This is a genomic window from Nostoc sp., assembly GCF_036917815.1.
GTDB lineage: Bacteria > Cyanobacteriota > Cyanobacteriia > Cyanobacteriales > Nostocaceae > Nostoc.
Genome location: NZ_JBALEK010000048.1, coordinates 1 through 15,025, shown reverse-complemented (window position 1 = coordinate 15,025; position 15,025 = coordinate 1). Strand labels below are relative to the sequence as shown.

The following is a 15,025-nucleotide window of genomic DNA, read 5'->3' as shown; positions in this document are numbered from 1 at the left end:
GTGAAAAGTCAGTTCAGCTTACATCTAGGGAGTTTGTTAAGGCTTTACCTACTCAGCTAGAGTGAAGTTGATATATAAAAGAGCAATTTTCAAATGACCATTTACTTTTATAAGGTTTGGCAGCCTTATGGCTGTTTTTCTAACTTTTCTCCTCACGGAATCCACATTCAGGGTACTTACTGGCAAACAGTTGAGCATTATTATCAAGCGCAAAAATTTGTAGGTAGCACAGATGCGGTAATTATACCCGTTATTCATACTGCCGCCACCCCAGAAGAAGCTGCCGCTTTGGGAAGATGTAGCACTCGCCAATGCCGTCAAGACTGGAATTTAGTGAAAACTCAAATTATGCGAGAAGCTGTATTCAAAAAGTTTCTCACTCATGCTGATATTAGAGAGATTCTCCTAATGACAGGTGATGAGATTTTGGTTGAAAACTCCCCAACCGATTCTTTTTGGGGCTGTGGTGCTAACCAAGCCGGTCAAAACCATCTCGGTAAAACTCTCATGAGTGTCCGTGAAGAAATTCGTAATTTACTATCTTTAACAGTAATTTACGAATAATTTAATCAAAATAGTTACATTCAACATAAAGTCAGTAGTTAAACGGGGAATAAGAAAATTCCCCATTTGAAAAAGTTACCAATAATTTAGTTATTGATTTGAATAAATCTTAATTAATTGAATTCATGGGCAAAAATCGGAAAAAATATTTTTAATTTCATGAAATTATTCAGACATTAATTTAAGTAAAATTACTGGAATATTTCAATGATTGAGAATATAAAATTAAGAAGTGCCAATAATTAAAAGACTAAAATTTTTGTAACTTTAGACTTAAAATCGGATGAAGATCAAGGTACTGCTAAGTTAAAAATTTTCATTAGGGACAATTTTATAAAAAATCATACTTCAGTCATGGTGTATATAGGCGATGACACTTAGCGATAAACCAAAGGGTTTGCAGCAAAGCTTAGACCAAGAAAGTTTACTGCATCAGATGATCAACCAGATCAGGCGATCGCTCGACCTCCAAGAAATATTAACGACTACCGTTAGCCAAGTGCGTTTATTTTTGGGTGCAGATCGGGTGAAAGTGTATCGCTTTGGTGCTGATGGTAGTGGTGAAGTGATTGCAGAATCTATTCATGAGGAGCGTCTACCATCTTTATTGGGGTTACGGTTCCCAGTTCATGATATTCCAGAAGCCGCCAGAGAGATGTTTTTGTTAGTTGGCCAACGTTCCATTGTGGATGTGGCAAACGGAAAGATCGGGCTATCGCCTCTACAGTCAAAAGAAACTGGTAAACGTCTACAAACTAATATCCACTATCGGCAGGTAGACCCATGTCATATTCAATATCTAAAGGCAATGGGCGTGCAGTCATCGTTGGTAGTACCAATTATACATTGCAACCCACAAGAACAATCGGCAAAGCCTAAACTGTGGGGATTGTTGGTATCTCACCACACCGAACCGCGAGAGATTTTGAAGCCGGAATTGAAAGTATTGCAGCAAGTTGCTGACCAGGTAGCGATCGCGATCGCTCAAAGCGATCTACTCGCCACAGCCCGCGCCAAGCAAGAGCAAGAAGCTACTATTAACCGAGTTACCACACTATTGCATAAACTGCCAACAATCCAATTGCAGGGAGCGCTAGAAGCAGTAATTACTGCCTTTGGTGGAATAGGTGGCAGGCTTTACATTGAACAGGCTGGGGAAGTGTACACCTGGGGCGACCAACCGATACTCCCTTACGAGTTAGATAACAGTATTATCGAACAGCATCCGATGTGGCAAAAGTGGATGGCTGAGTGCAAACAAGGTAATATTTGGGCAACTACTGACCTCTACAAAGAACCACATTTGCGAATTTTGGCTTTAGCGTTCCGTTCTACTCAAATTCGCGGACTGATGCTCATTCCCCTACATTACCGCGAAAAATTTATCGGTGTATTAAGTATTTTTCGCTCTGAATTTGAAACAGAAATCTTGTGGGCGGGACGATGCGATCAAAATCGGCGACAACTGTTACCTCAGCTTTCCTTTGAGGTTTGGCGAGAGGAGAAAAAGGGGCAATCATCTGAGTGGAAGCCCGAAGAGATATCATTAGCGCAAGCTTTATGTGAGCATTTCTCAATGGCAATTGAGCAGCAGCAAATGTATAAACAGGTACAATCCCTCAATGTCAACCTAGAACTGCGGGTGCAAGAGCAAACGGCTGAACTCGAAAAATCATTACTGTTTACCAAGGTAATCAAGCAAATCACAGAGCATATTCGCCGCACATTGGACTTGCAAACAACCCTGCAAACTATTGTTCGGGAAGTTCGCTCACTGCTAAATTCAGACCGAGTGGTGATTTTCCAACTGAAGAGTAAATCGGTGATTGTAGAAGAGATTAATGGCGATTGGCAGTCAGTCTTGGGAGTGAATGCACCATCGCAATGCTTTCCTGATGAGTATACCCGTCTATACTCTCAGGACAGGGTACGGGCAATTAATAACGTTTCAATTGCTTCTTTAAGTGATTGTCATCAAGAGTTTTTGCTAAGTCTGCAAGTCCAAGCAAACTTAATAGTTCCAATTAATATCGGTATGGAACTATGGGGCTTATTAATTGCCCATGAATGTAACGCTCCCAGAAATTGGCAGGATGCAGAGATTTATTTATTGCAACAGCTGGCAGATCAGGCTGCGATCGCTATTCAACAAGCACAACTCTACAAACAAACCTCAGAGTCCGAAATTCAAGCCAGAAATCAAGCTGCCAAGTTAGAGCATACCCTACATCAACTTCAAGAAACACAGACAAGATTGATTCAGACCGAAAAAATGTCTGGCTTAGGACAGTTGGTGGCGGGTGTTGCCCACGAAATCAACAACCCTGTTAACTTTATCTACGGTAATCTGTGTCATGCTAGTGACTACACCGAACAACTCCTAGAAATTTTACGTCTCTACCAGTTACACTATCCTTATCCCCATAGTGAAATTAGCGCTGCGATCGAAGCAGTTGATTTTGAATTTTTAGTAGAAGACCTCCCAAAAATCATTACCTCAATGCAAGTAGGAAGCGAACGCATCCGCTCAATAGTGCTGTCGTTACGCAATTTTTCTCGCTTGGATGAGGCTGACAACAAGCGCGTTGATCTGCATGAAGGCATTGACAACACCTTATTAATTTTGCAACATCGGCTGAAAGGAAATGCTAAATTTCCAGATATTGAGGTAATCAAAGATTATGGCAACATCCCACTGGTGCAATGCTATGCCGGCCAAATGAATCAGGTATTCATGAATATTTTCAGCAATGCCATAGATGCCTTAGTAATGGGGAATGAGGACTGGGAAATGGGGACTGAGGATTGGGGACATTTCGACAAACTCAGTGCATCGCTGGGGACTGGGGACAACAGGACAAGGAGACAAGGAGACAAGGAGACAAGAGGACAAGGGGACAGGGAGTACAAGCTATGCCCAATTCCAAGTATCCAGATTTCCACTAAAGTCTCAACAGACAACTCTCGTCTGTTGATTCGGATTAGTGACAATGGACCAGGAATGACTCAAGAGGTAAAAACGCGGATTTTTGACCCATTTTACACTACCAAACCTGTGGGCAAGGGTACAGGATTGGGATTGTCAATCAGCTATCAGATTATTGTCGAAAAACATGGGGGAATAATGGAGTGCATTTCAGAACCTGGTAAAGGTACAGAGTTCTGGATTGAGATTCCCATTAAGCCTTTAGCTAAAATAATTAAATAAAGGTAGAAGAGTAGGGAACAGGGAAGGCACGGCAAGAATAACTAATGCCCCATGCCCGAATGGCACGCTTGTAAAGCCCAAAGACTTATGTAGACTCGTTCCCAGCCTGAAGGCTGGGAACGTATTCTGAATGGGCTGCTGCCTCTCGTCAAAAAAGAGGAGGCGGCAGCCCTCAGGGAATGGGTTCCCAGCCTCCAGGCTGGGAACCAGTTGGGGCAAGGGCTGCATCTTAAGGGATTTCCAAGAAATAAATTATGCAAATAAACGAACCACAGAGGCGCAGAGAACACAGAGAGAGGAGAAATACAGAGGTTTTTGCGTCAGTTTTGGGATATTTTTTTCTTTGGAAGTCCCTAACTTAGTGCTATTCCCTCATGCCCAATGCCCAATTTTCAAGATAAGTCCGAAATAGGCACTCCTCTAGGTGTAAGATTATACGAAGTTGAATAGCGAGAAACAGTTTAAATAGCGTCTTATGTCAATTATTGCGCTCAGGGCGTGGTATCTACAGGATTATGAGCCGATTCCAGAACTGGAAAAACGTCCGCCAGACATTCGCTTAAGCAAAAAAAGTCTGCTGAAGTCAGCATTGCGAGCAGACTTTTTGGAAGAAAGTGACGAAGTTAAGAAATCAACTTGGTTTGGGCGTTATCTGGAAGGGGAAAATATTGAATTTTATATTGAAGGTAGTGGCGGTTATTGCGTCTCTAACATTGACTTAATTAGTCATGAAATTTATTTCACCAAGCAGGCGGTGTTGGCTCAGTTAGAACCAACGATTTTTTTATCTTATCAAACTGAGTATGTTGCAGCGACAAATATTCTCAGAGAAGAACTACGAAAAAGTTTGGATAGTTTAAACTTGCGATCGCGTCTTCCCCTAACATTAGTAGAATCCTCTCGTCCCACTGGTGCTACCGTCCGAATTAACCGCACAGTCATGCGAAAAATCCGTAAGAGTTTGTTATTTATCGCTGACACCACGGCCATTGCTAGCATTGATGGTAAAGAAACTCCTCAACTAATTCCCAGTCCCAATGTCTGTATTGAAATTGGCTATGCCATCCAAAGTAAGCGAACTGAACAAATTCTCTTAGCGCAAATGCAACGCCCAGAATTAGAAGGGCAATTTCCTTTCGACTTACCCACACAACAAATTCTCCAATTCCAAGACACCACAGAACTGAATAACATCCTCACAGTCACAATTGAAAACCAGCTAGCACGATTCAAATTGTTTTTTTGAACAACGTAATATTATTTACCAAAAATCGAACTGGAGTACACCTAAATTATTTCTGAGAAACTAGATCCCCGAAACCAGATCCCCGACTTCTTTGAGAAGTCGGGGATCTGTAGCTTTCACCACCTGGTAAACATTCAAATGATATCTAACGAGGTTGTTTGAAAACTATTTAGCTGTGATTTTAGGCACTTCTAGATCCCCCCTAACCCCCCTTAAAAAGGGGGAAGAATCGAAGTCCCCCAATTTATCGGGGAGCCACTGCGGTCTTGGGGAGCCAGTCCGGTCTTGTCCCAGGGGGAGACGCTAAAAGCGTTAGCGAGTCCGCGTACCCTTACAGGGAAGCAAGCTACGCTTTTAGCGTCTCGTAGAGAGCGTCTGGGGTTTCCCCCTCCGGGTTCGGCAGTCCCTCTTTGTTGGGGCAACAAGACCGGGCTGCCTCACCAAGTGGAGGATCTGGCGTGTCTCCCCAAGTAGAGGAGCCAGCCGCGTGGGCGGGTTTCCCGACTTGAGCGGACTGGCATCAAGTGGCATGGATTTAGGGGGATCTAGAACGTTTTGCTACCAAGAAGAGGACTTTTCAAACAACCTCTAAAGATTTTTGATATTAGTTCTCTAGATAGATCAGAAATTTTGTAGCCAAACTTTAATATAAAAAAGTCAAAAGCAAAAAAAGCAGATTCTCAAGAAAGGAGAAATTTCATGGGTAACATTATTGCTTGGCTGGTTTTGGGTTTAATTGCAGGTGCATTAGCTAAATTATTTTATCCTGGAACCCAAGGTGGGGGTATTCTCTCCACCATTGTATTAGGAATCCTTGGAGCCGTATTTGGGGGTTATTTGGGTCAAGTATTGCTAGGAAGTAGTTCCGCAGCCGCCGCATCTGTAGGAGCTTTATCCCTTGGAAGCATTTTATTTGCTGTTCTTGGTGCTATGATACTGATTTTCATTTGGGGTTTGCTGACTCGTCGAGCTGTGTAATTAGCCCAAATTAGCTAACAGTCTTGGGAATCACTTCTAGCTGCAATAAACCGATAAAATGACATTAGAAAAAGAGCGAAAAACTATAGGAGTTTTCGCTAAATGTTCCGATGCACAATTGGTACTTCAGGAACTAAAAGCTTCTAATTTTCCGATGCAGAAAGTTTCTGTAATTGCACGGAAAACAGAAGAACAAAGTGATATTGCTGGTGTTGAAGTTAAAGAGGACACTAGCAATACATCTGAAAAGAATCTTGCTGGAGCCTTTACTGGTAGTGCTTTAGGTGGTTTAGTCCTCTGGGTAATTCCTGGTATCGGTCCAGTCATCCTAGCCGGGAAAGAAGCAACTGCGATCGCTACCACTTTAGCAGGTGGTTTGCCTACTTTTCTTCTAAGTTTAGGAATTCCAGAAAACCAAGCACGGGGTTACAGCGATCTTGTCTGTAAAGGTTACTATTTGGTGATAGTAACCGGCATAGACATAGAAACTCGTCTTGCTAAGAGGATTTTTAATCACCGTGATCTTCAACAGTGGGGGGTTTATGAGCCATACTCCACCCCAAATAGTCGCTATAAACACGCACTTGGTGTTTTTTACACGCACCAAGATACCGAAAGAGCGCTTACTGAACTGAGAACTGCTGGCTTTCCGATGAATCAAGTATCGATAGGTGCTAAAAATACAAGCAATCTAAGTGATATTTATGCAGAAAATATCACCAACTCCCAAGATAAGTACGCTCATTTAGGGATTCCTGATGATTTAGCTAGATATTACGATCATCATCTCACCCTTGACCATTACGTAATAGTTATAAAAGGCACTGATATTTACATAGCAGGTGCGAGGGCTATTTTAGAGAGTAACAACATCCAGCATTTTACTATCTATAGCCAATGTGAACTTGATGCAGCTAGAAGCGATCGCCAGATTATTATAAATTTCTAGTTAAACGTCAAGTTAATATCAAGAGGTTTTAGGAATATACTTATCCTATAAATTACATATTCTCCGAGTATAGGTTGTATTTTACTATTCAGGCTTTTTGTCAAGCCCCAAAGTTATTTAGCGATCGCAACATATTATAATTCCTAAGCCACCGATAAATTCTACCTTTTGCAATTTGCAGAATTTGGGTATTGCTAAATTAATTACTGTACTCATATAATGAAAGCCACGATTTTTTAGTAACTAAAGTCTGATGTTCAATTTATTCTTTATAGTTTAAGAATAAGTATTTAATCATCCACCGCAAGATTGAATTATAAAATAAGGTTATTGCTTCTTTTGAAAGAAGTTATGCTATCTAAAGGGTTATTCTTTTTGATTATCAGAATGTTAGAGGAATAGATTATAGCTGTTCCCATTCAGATGAGGTACAACATTATATCGCAAGGTGTAGGGGCACGGCAGTGCCGTGCCCCTACGGGTGTACCTTAATAGCTTGGGAAATGCTATATTTACATACTTATTTAGGTGACATTTGTAAATATATTAGGATACAAATAATATTTGGGGTGCAAAAACTAGACATATCCCACAAAAATGAAATATCCTAAATCTGTTTTGGATAGTTAAAAAACCATCAGAATAGTCTCAAAAACCGAAATAATTTGAATACCTGCGTGGAAGAATGCTGAACCGTTTGAAGATTGGAACCAAGATTGGAGTAAGTTTTGCCCTGAGTTTGGCAACTCTGACCACCATTGGTCTAATCTCCTACCAAAGCACCAATGAGCTAATTGAAACTTCGCGCCAAGAAAGCCATACCTACCAGGTGTTAAGTCAGCTTGAAGACCTCAACTTGCAACTGACAAATGCTGAGACTGGGCAACGCGGTTACATTATTACTGGAGAACAGCGCTATTTAGAACCTTATAATGCTGCCATCCAAGTAATGAATCAAAAAGTCAAGGAACTTTTGAGGTTAACAGCAGATAACCCCAACCAACAAAATCGGCTTGACATTTTACAGCCACTCCTAACTGAAAGAATGGCTGTAATGAAAGATGTCATTGAGCTACGGCAAAGCCAGGGCTTAGAAGCTTCCCAAAAAGCTGTGCTGACAGACCAGGGTAAGCAGCTGATGGATAAAATCCAGCAACTTATCCAGGCAATGAAAAACGAGGAGAATACACTGCTGGAAAAGCGCTCTGCTAAGGCAAAAGCTGCTGGACACCAAACGATCGCGAGTATTGTTTGTAGTATTCCCTTATTTTCTTTGCTCTTAGGTTTGATCGGATTCGCCCTGACTAGACATATCTCAGTACCGCTCAAGCGAGTTTCTGATTTGGCAGAAAAAATGGCGGATGGGGATTTATCGGTGAGTTTACCAGATAGCGATCGCCAAGATGAAATTGGTGTGTTGACGCGCACCTTCAACCAGATGATCTTTAATCTGCGAAACACAACTCAAAAAAATGAAGAGCAAAACTGGCTAAAGTCTAACTTAGCTGAATTTACCCAGATGCTCCAAGGGCAGCGAAATCTGGAAAGTATGTCTCGAACGATCTTGTCGAATTTAGCACCACTGGTTGGAGCATCCCAAGGCGTTTTTTATGTGATGGACTCTACAAACGACCAACCAGTGCTGAAGTTGTTAAGTAGTTATGCTTATAAAGAACGTAAAAATTTAGCAAATCAGTTTGGCTTGGGCGAGGGATTGGTAGGACAATGCGCCTTAGAAAAACAAAGAATCCTCCTCACGGAAGTTCCCAGTGACTATATCCGCATCAGTTCCGGCTTGGGAGAAGCTCCGCCGCTAAATATTATTGTGTTACCTATACTCTTTGAGTCCGAAGTAAATGCCGTAATTGAACTTGCCTCTTTCGGGACTTTTAAACAGTTACACCTGACATTTCTAGAGCAATTGAGTGAAAATCTGGGTGTATTTTTAAATAACATCGCCTCACAAGTGCAAACCCAGCAACTACTTGAAGAGTCTGTTACTTTAACAGAAGAACTGCAAAGCCAGCAAGAAGAACTACAGCAAAGCAATCAACGGCTAGAAGAACAGGCCCAGGAGTTGGAGGAATCACAATTTCTTGTCAAGCAGTCTAACGAAGAATTACAACAACTCAATGAGGAGCTAGAAGAAAAGGCAGAATTGTTAGAAGCGCAAAATCAGGAAGTTGCCCGCAAGAACCAGGAAGTTGAACTGGCGAGGCAGTCTTTGGAAGAAAAAGCTGAACAACTGGAGTTGTCTTCCAAATATAAGTCTGAATTTCTGGCGAATATGTCCCACGAGTTACGGACACCGCTAAATAGCCTGTTAATTTTAGCAAGGCTGCTAGCAGATAACTCTCTTAGCAACTTAACCGACAAACAGGTAGAATACAGCCGGACTATTTACTCGGCTGGTACTGATTTGCTGGAGTTGATTAATGACATTCTAGATTTGGCAAAAATTGAGTCGGGTACGATGTCCCTCGATATTGAGCAAATTGCTTTTGCAGATTTGGAGACATCTCTAGAGCAGACTTTCCGACAAGTTGCCCACAACAAAGAAGTCAGTTTTACTATTGAACTGGATGAGAAGTTACCCCCGACAATTTATAACGACTCCAAACGCCTGCAACAAGTGCTGAAAAATCTCCTAGCTAACGCTTTTAAGTTTACGGAACAGGGAAGCGTCAAGTTACGAATAGCCGAAGTTGATCATCTGATGATTGCTTTTGCCGTCAGCGACACGGGTATAGGCATTGCAGCCGAGAAGCAGAAGATTATTTTTGAGGCATTTCAGCAGGCAGATGGCACCACCAGCCGCAAGTATGGGGGAACTGGTTTAGGCTTGTCCATCAGCCGCGAATTGGCTCAACTGTTGGGAGGGAGAATTGAACTAGTCAGCGAACCAGGACAGGGAAGCACCTTCACCCTTTTCTTGCCCAGGCGACAGGAAAAAAATGGTGAAAATACTCTCACTACACCATCCCTTGATACCTCTATCCGCACAGCATCGACTATAAGAGAAGTGTCAATAGTCGAAAGCAGACCTACGATTTTAGATACTTCTCCATCCGTGAAAGTACTTACCACCTTACCCAGCGAAATTCCAGATGACCGAGAAATAATTCAACCGGGCGATCGCACTTTGCTAATTATCGAGGATGATGATAAATTCGCCCGCATCTTACTAGATATGGCGCGTGAGCAGGGCTTTAAAGCGATTGTTGCTTTACAGAGCAAACAAGGTCTAGCACTCGCACAACAGTTTAAACCCAATGCGATTATGTTAGATATCTATATGCCAGAGATGGATGGTTGGACGGTGCTGGATCGGTTGAAGCATCAGCCAGATACCAGACATATACCAGTACATATACTTTCTGTTGATGAAAGAAAGCAACGGGGATTACAGCTAGGCGCCATTACCTATCTACAAAAACCTGTTTCTCCAGAAGCGCTAACTCAGGTATTGACTGAGATTAAAGGCTTTATTGAGCGTCAAGTAAAAAATCTCCTCGTCGTAGAAGATGATCCCGTACAAGCCCAAAGTATTATCGAACTAATTGGTAACGGCGATGTTCAGAGTACAGCAGTGGGTACGGGGGCAGAAGCCCTCTCGATTTTGCGATCGCATCACTTTGATTGTATGGTACTCGATCTCGGTCTGCCCGATATGACCGGGTTTACACTAATTGAGCAGATCAAGCTTGAACCCAGACTTTTGAAACTACCGATCATCGTCTATACCGGCAAGGAACTCAGCCGCCAACAAGAAACCCAATTGCGGGGACTAGCAGAAACAATTATTATTAAAAACGTGCGATCGCCAGAGCGGTTATTAGACGAAACTGCCCTGTTTTTGCATCGGGTGCAAGCAAATTTGCCCCCACCAAAGCGTCAAATGTTAGAGCAACTACATCAAACAGATCCGGTGCTGGCTAATCGGAAAATTTTGATTGTCGATGATGATCTCCGAAATATTTTTGCCCTCACCAGCTTTTTAGAAAGCTATCAAATGCAAGTGCTATTTGCCGAAAATGGCAGAGATGGCATCGAGACGCTGCAAGCTAATCCTGAAATTAATATCGTTTTGATGGATATCATGATGCCAGAAATGGATGGTTACGAAACCACCCGCGCCATCCGCCTGCAACAACAGTTTCGCTCACTACCAATCATTGCTTTAACTGCCAAAGCTATGCCAGGTGACAAGGAAAAGTGCATCCAAGCTGGAGCCTCTGACTACATCACAAAACCTGTAGATCCTGAGCAACTGCTTTCACTACTCCGGGTTTGGCTGTATCGGTGAGAGAGTGGGGAGTTAGGAGTTAGGAGTTAGGAGTTAAGCTAAAACACATCTAATTTGCAGATTAAAATTTTCTCAACATCTTGTGGGGTGGGCATCTTGCCATTGGTGTCAACTTAACGTGAAAGCCAGCCTAGAACAAGCTTTTAGAGATTATCTCGTTCCCAGTCTCTGACTGGGAATGCCCGTCGTTGGGGCTGCTGCCGCCAGTCTTGAGGCGGCAGCCCAATGAGATGCATTTCCAGCCAGAGGCTGGAAACGAGGTTTTAAAGGGATTTTGGCTTAACTTGACACCAATGGCATCTCAATACGGTTCGGATAAGGTTTTTTCATGACAGATCGTAGATCACAAAGACGCGATAAATCGCCGTCTTTACAATAATCAGTCCTTTGTAGAGACGGCGATTTATCGCGTCTCTTCCCTTAACCGAACCGTATTGAATGGCATCTTGCCCGCCTTGATTATGCAACTTACAGCAGTTTTCGTGTATTTGAACCACATCTGTCGTAGGGGCACAGCATTGCTGTGCCCCTACCGCGTGGTCTATTTACCTGAAAATAGCTGTAAATGCTGATTAGCTTAGGAGCTGGAAGTTGGGAGTAGAGACGCGATTAATCGCGTCTGTACAGGAGTTAGGAGTTGGAATTGTTAACGGTGCTTATGCTGCTCTAATAGTTGTTGCGCTCTTGGCTTGTAAATTAAATAGAACAAAGCTTCAATATAACGTAATAAATCTTCCCGATTTTCCTTTGAGGTAAAGTTCCAGAAGCCATAAATTCGTGCTAATGATAACAGCTTGGTAGTATGAATTTTCCAAGTATAAGTAGTGTAAACCCGCTCAATTCCTCCCTGAGAAATTTCATTCCAGTAATTAGGATTTTGTTCGCATTTAGTGATGAAGTCTAAAATTTTTGTAGCTGTCTCCTCTAAATTTGTCGGGTTAATGTAAAAACCATTAACCTGATTTTGAATAATCTCCAATGGTCCACCAAATTGTGTGGCAAAGGTCGGTAATCCTGAAACCATTGCTTCTAAAATCGTTAAACCAAAAGCTTCAAATAAAGCTGGTTGTACAAAAATTCCCTGATGATCGGCAATGACTCGGTAAATTTCACCGGAATCAGTTTTGGAAAGACGCACACCCAACCAACGGATCTTTCCGTGGAGATTGTATTGGTCAATGATTTGGTAGAGTTTGATAATTTCGTCACGTTCTTCGTTGTCGCCTGATTCTTCGACACGTAACTTACCCGCTACCAAAATTAAGTTGCAATGCTCCTGTAATTCTTTACTTTTACCAAAGCATTCGGCTAAACCTGTGAGGTTTTTGATGTGGTCAAGACGCGCCATTGAGAAGAGAGGACGCTTACTAGGATCGTCGAGTTTGCCAAAGATTTGGGCGGGATCTTCTAGGGTAAATAGTGTTTCTGCAAGGCGTTGGCGATCGCTATCCACTCGATCTTGAGTCTGGGAGTAAGGAAAATAGTAATTCTCATTTACTCCAGGCGGTACGACATTAAATTTGGGACTAAATAATTCAATTCCATTGGTGACATGATACAACTCCGGCATGGTGAAGCATTTGTAAGATTCATACTGTCCCACACTATCGGGTGTGCCGACAATTTCTTGGTAAGTGCTGCTAACAATAAAATTGGCAGCATTCATCGCAATCAAATCAGCAGTGAATTGCAAAGAAAAATGATATTTATCTTCCAAATCTTGCCAATAGAGGTTACTGAACAAGTATTTAGATTTTTCCAACGCGTGAGCAACATTGCATTGGGTAACTTTCAACCGTCGCGCCAACAAAAACGCCACTAGATTCCCATCAGAATAATTACCAACTATTAAGTCAGGTGTGCCGTGAAATTCTGCCCGGAGTTCTCTTTCTGAGTCAATGGCGAAAGTTTCTAGATAAGGCCAAAACTCAAATCGGGAAATCCAGTTTTGAGTCATGTTGGGATTAAATTCCCGTAAAGGTACTCGCAAAATCCAAGCGTTTTCGCTACCGTGGACTTTTTCTAGGCGTTGATTACAAAGGGTGCCATCACTGTTGGGAATCAAGCGGGTGAGAATAATCACCTTTGGCTGGACATTCAATCCCTCTAAACCAGCTAGCAGGACATCTTCTTGTAGCTGCTTTTCTAGACTCTTTGCTTGATCGAGGACGTAAACTACCTGACCACCAGTATCAGGTCGCCCCAAAACGCCCTCTTGTCCAAACCACCCGTGAGCTGACACTAAGACGATTTTAAAAATCATCGGGACGCGAGAGATGAAGGCTTCTAGACTTTGAGGGTCGGGAGAATCAATCAATTCATCGAGAATATTTAAGCTTTCCCGCACTCGCGCTGCGGTGTTACCCCAACCCGGTTCAAAACCCATTGTTTGCAATGGGAGCCGGAATTGTTCGTATAGTTGATCGTTGGGACGATTATTGACAAAATCGATCGCTTTTTTAACTTGCTCGGAAAGTTGCTGCTGTGATTGAATGCGATCGTTGATTAGCAGTTGAACTCCGTTGTAGTGGTGCAGGCGCAAGAAATTAAATAAGCTGTCCAGCAATTGTTTGGAGTCTTGAAATAGTTGGCTGGAAAGATAGCGGTTGAGAAACTGCACCCCCTTACCAATATTTTTGGGGTCGCGGATGACTGGAGTGTAGTCATAAAATGGCCCGAAATCTAACTCTAGCAGGCCACCGTCATTAGGATGAGATTTATTGACGAAGCGATCGCGCAAATCCAGCAGATCCTGCACCGTCATCGGCTGAATGCTCAAGTCTGATGTCAACCAATAAACTTCTTGGCTGGCAATCTTAGAACGGATAATGAAACAGAAGTTGGAGTCCTCCTGAATAATTTCCTGAGTATAGTAAATGAGTTTGCCTAACTCGGAGGAAGTGTAAAAAGCTTCAGGTTTCTGGGATTTTGAGCAATACTCACTATATACATTGAGTATGTCGTTCCGTAACAAGTACTTCTTTTCTTGTTGGCGTAATTCACTAATAAAGGAACGCAAATCACTTCTTTCTTCACTATCTAAGACTGCTTGCAGCAATTCAGACATAGCAACTCCACTAGATGACGATGTTTGCACTCTTGACTTTCAAGGCGAGACAAGCCTCTACCTTCTCTTGAACCGCATATAAACAGGAAATGACACAGATAAATATGATTCATCTGTGTACCTACAAATATCAACTTTTCCGCAGGCACTTAAATCTATGTTCTACTTTCCTTAAAGTATCTATGACTCAGTATTTTTGGCTCTAACTAAAGGAATACAATTTTTATTTATTTTGATATGTAGCAGTTCTCGTCCCTTGTGAGGTACAAGAACCCCACCCTACCCTCCCCGTATGTATTAGCTACGGTGTACACACATCTTTGTGCTAAGAATTTGTGTAAAAATAACCTGAACAATTTTTGTGTGAAAGCTAGATTTAGCAAGCTATTCCAAACAAATTTTGTACAACTTATTTTTACATGATGCCTAAGTGCAAAATGTGGCTTGATCCCCCTAAATCCTCCGATAAATTGGGGGACTTTGATTCTTTCCCCCCCTTTTTTAAGGGGGGTTAGGGGGGATCAAAACTTTGTGGGGCTAGGTTATAAGACTTGTGTGTACACCGGAGGTATGTATTGGGGAGGGAACTGGATTTACTGTTTCCCCCCTTTATAAGCTATCCATTATAAACATCTTTCTTAACAGAAAATTTGACAGAAGTAAGGAGTTATGCAGTAGAGGAGGAAGAAAAAAATCAGCAATGATGC

Annotated in this window: 8 protein-coding genes; 6 read left to right on the top strand and 2 right to left on the bottom strand. The window is 42.2% G+C overall.

All coding sequences use genetic code 11. The features are described 5' to 3' along the window. Positions 1-93 precede the first annotated feature (93 nt). The 6 genes from V7K97_RS13880 to V7K97_RS13855 all read left to right on the top strand — a co-directional run bounded on the left by V7K97_RS13880 (position 94) and on the right by V7K97_RS13855 (position 11,251). Complete coding sequence (locus V7K97_RS13880) at positions 94-564, top strand: NADAR family protein (protein ID WP_334801618.1); 471 nt, start codon at positions 94-96, stop codon at positions 562-564. Positions 565-934: 370 nt separating this feature from the next. Then, the gene (locus V7K97_RS13875) at positions 935-3,772 is read left to right on the top strand and encodes a GAF domain-containing sensor histidine kinase (protein ID WP_334801617.1); all 2,838 of its coding nucleotides are present in this window, start codon (positions 935-937) and stop codon (positions 3,770-3,772) included. Positions 3,773-4,247: 475 nt separating this feature from the next. Continuing rightward, positions 4,248-5,018 (top strand): hypothetical protein, encoded by a 771-nt coding sequence (locus V7K97_RS13870; RefSeq protein WP_334801616.1) that lies wholly within the window; start codon positions 4,248-4,250, stop codon positions 5,016-5,018. A gap of 699 nt (positions 5,019-5,717) precedes the next feature. Next, entirely contained in the window at positions 5,718-5,996 is a 279-nt protein-coding gene (locus V7K97_RS13865) for a GlsB/YeaQ/YmgE family stress response membrane protein (RefSeq protein ID WP_334801615.1), read from the top strand. A 58-nt stretch (positions 5,997-6,054) separates the two neighbouring features. Then, positions 6,055-6,945, top strand: coding sequence for a hypothetical protein (locus tag V7K97_RS13860; RefSeq protein WP_334801614.1), 891 nt, complete (start codon positions 6,055-6,057; stop codon positions 6,943-6,945). 685 nt (positions 6,946-7,630) lie between these two features. Beyond that, on the top strand, positions 7,631-11,251 hold the full coding sequence (locus V7K97_RS13855; protein WP_334801613.1) for a response regulator: 3,621 nt from the start codon (positions 7,631-7,633) through the stop codon (positions 11,249-11,251). Between the two features lie 326 nt (positions 11,252-11,577). On the opposite strand, the gene V7K97_RS13850 is transcribed toward V7K97_RS13855, so the two are convergent. Both V7K97_RS13850 and V7K97_RS13845 read right to left on the bottom strand, forming a co-directional pair. Then, positions 11,578-11,748 (bottom strand): hypothetical protein, encoded by a 171-nt coding sequence (locus V7K97_RS13850; protein WP_334801612.1) that lies wholly within the window; start codon positions 11,746-11,748, stop codon positions 11,578-11,580. A 149-nt stretch (positions 11,749-11,897) separates the two neighbouring features. After that, entirely contained in the window at positions 11,898-14,318 is a 2,421-nt protein-coding gene (locus V7K97_RS13845) for a sucrose synthase (RefSeq protein ID WP_334801611.1), read from the bottom strand. Positions 14,319-15,025 lie beyond the last annotated feature (707 nt).

Bases quoted from the DNA above. Each gene is read 5' to 3' on its own strand.
- V7K97_RS13880 (WP_334801618.1), top strand. From the start codon at position 94: ATGACCATTTACTTTTATAAGGTTTGGCAGCCTTATGGCTGTTTTTCT.
- V7K97_RS13875 (WP_334801617.1), top strand. From the start codon at position 935: ATGACACTTAGCGATAAACCAAAGGGTTTGCAGCAAAGCTTAGACCAA.
- V7K97_RS13870 (WP_334801616.1), top strand. From the start codon at position 4,248: ATGTCAATTATTGCGCTCAGGGCGTGGTATCTACAGGATTATGAGCCG.
- V7K97_RS13865 (WP_334801615.1), top strand. From the start codon at position 5,718: ATGGGTAACATTATTGCTTGGCTGGTTTTGGGTTTAATTGCAGGTGCA.
- V7K97_RS13860 (WP_334801614.1), top strand. From the start codon at position 6,055: ATGACATTAGAAAAAGAGCGAAAAACTATAGGAGTTTTCGCTAAATGT.
- V7K97_RS13855 (WP_334801613.1), top strand. From the start codon at position 7,631: ATGCTGAACCGTTTGAAGATTGGAACCAAGATTGGAGTAAGTTTTGCC.
- V7K97_RS13845 (WP_334801611.1), bottom strand. From the start codon at position 14,318: ATGTCTGAATTGCTGCAAGCAGTCTTAGATAGTGAAGAAAGAAGTGAT.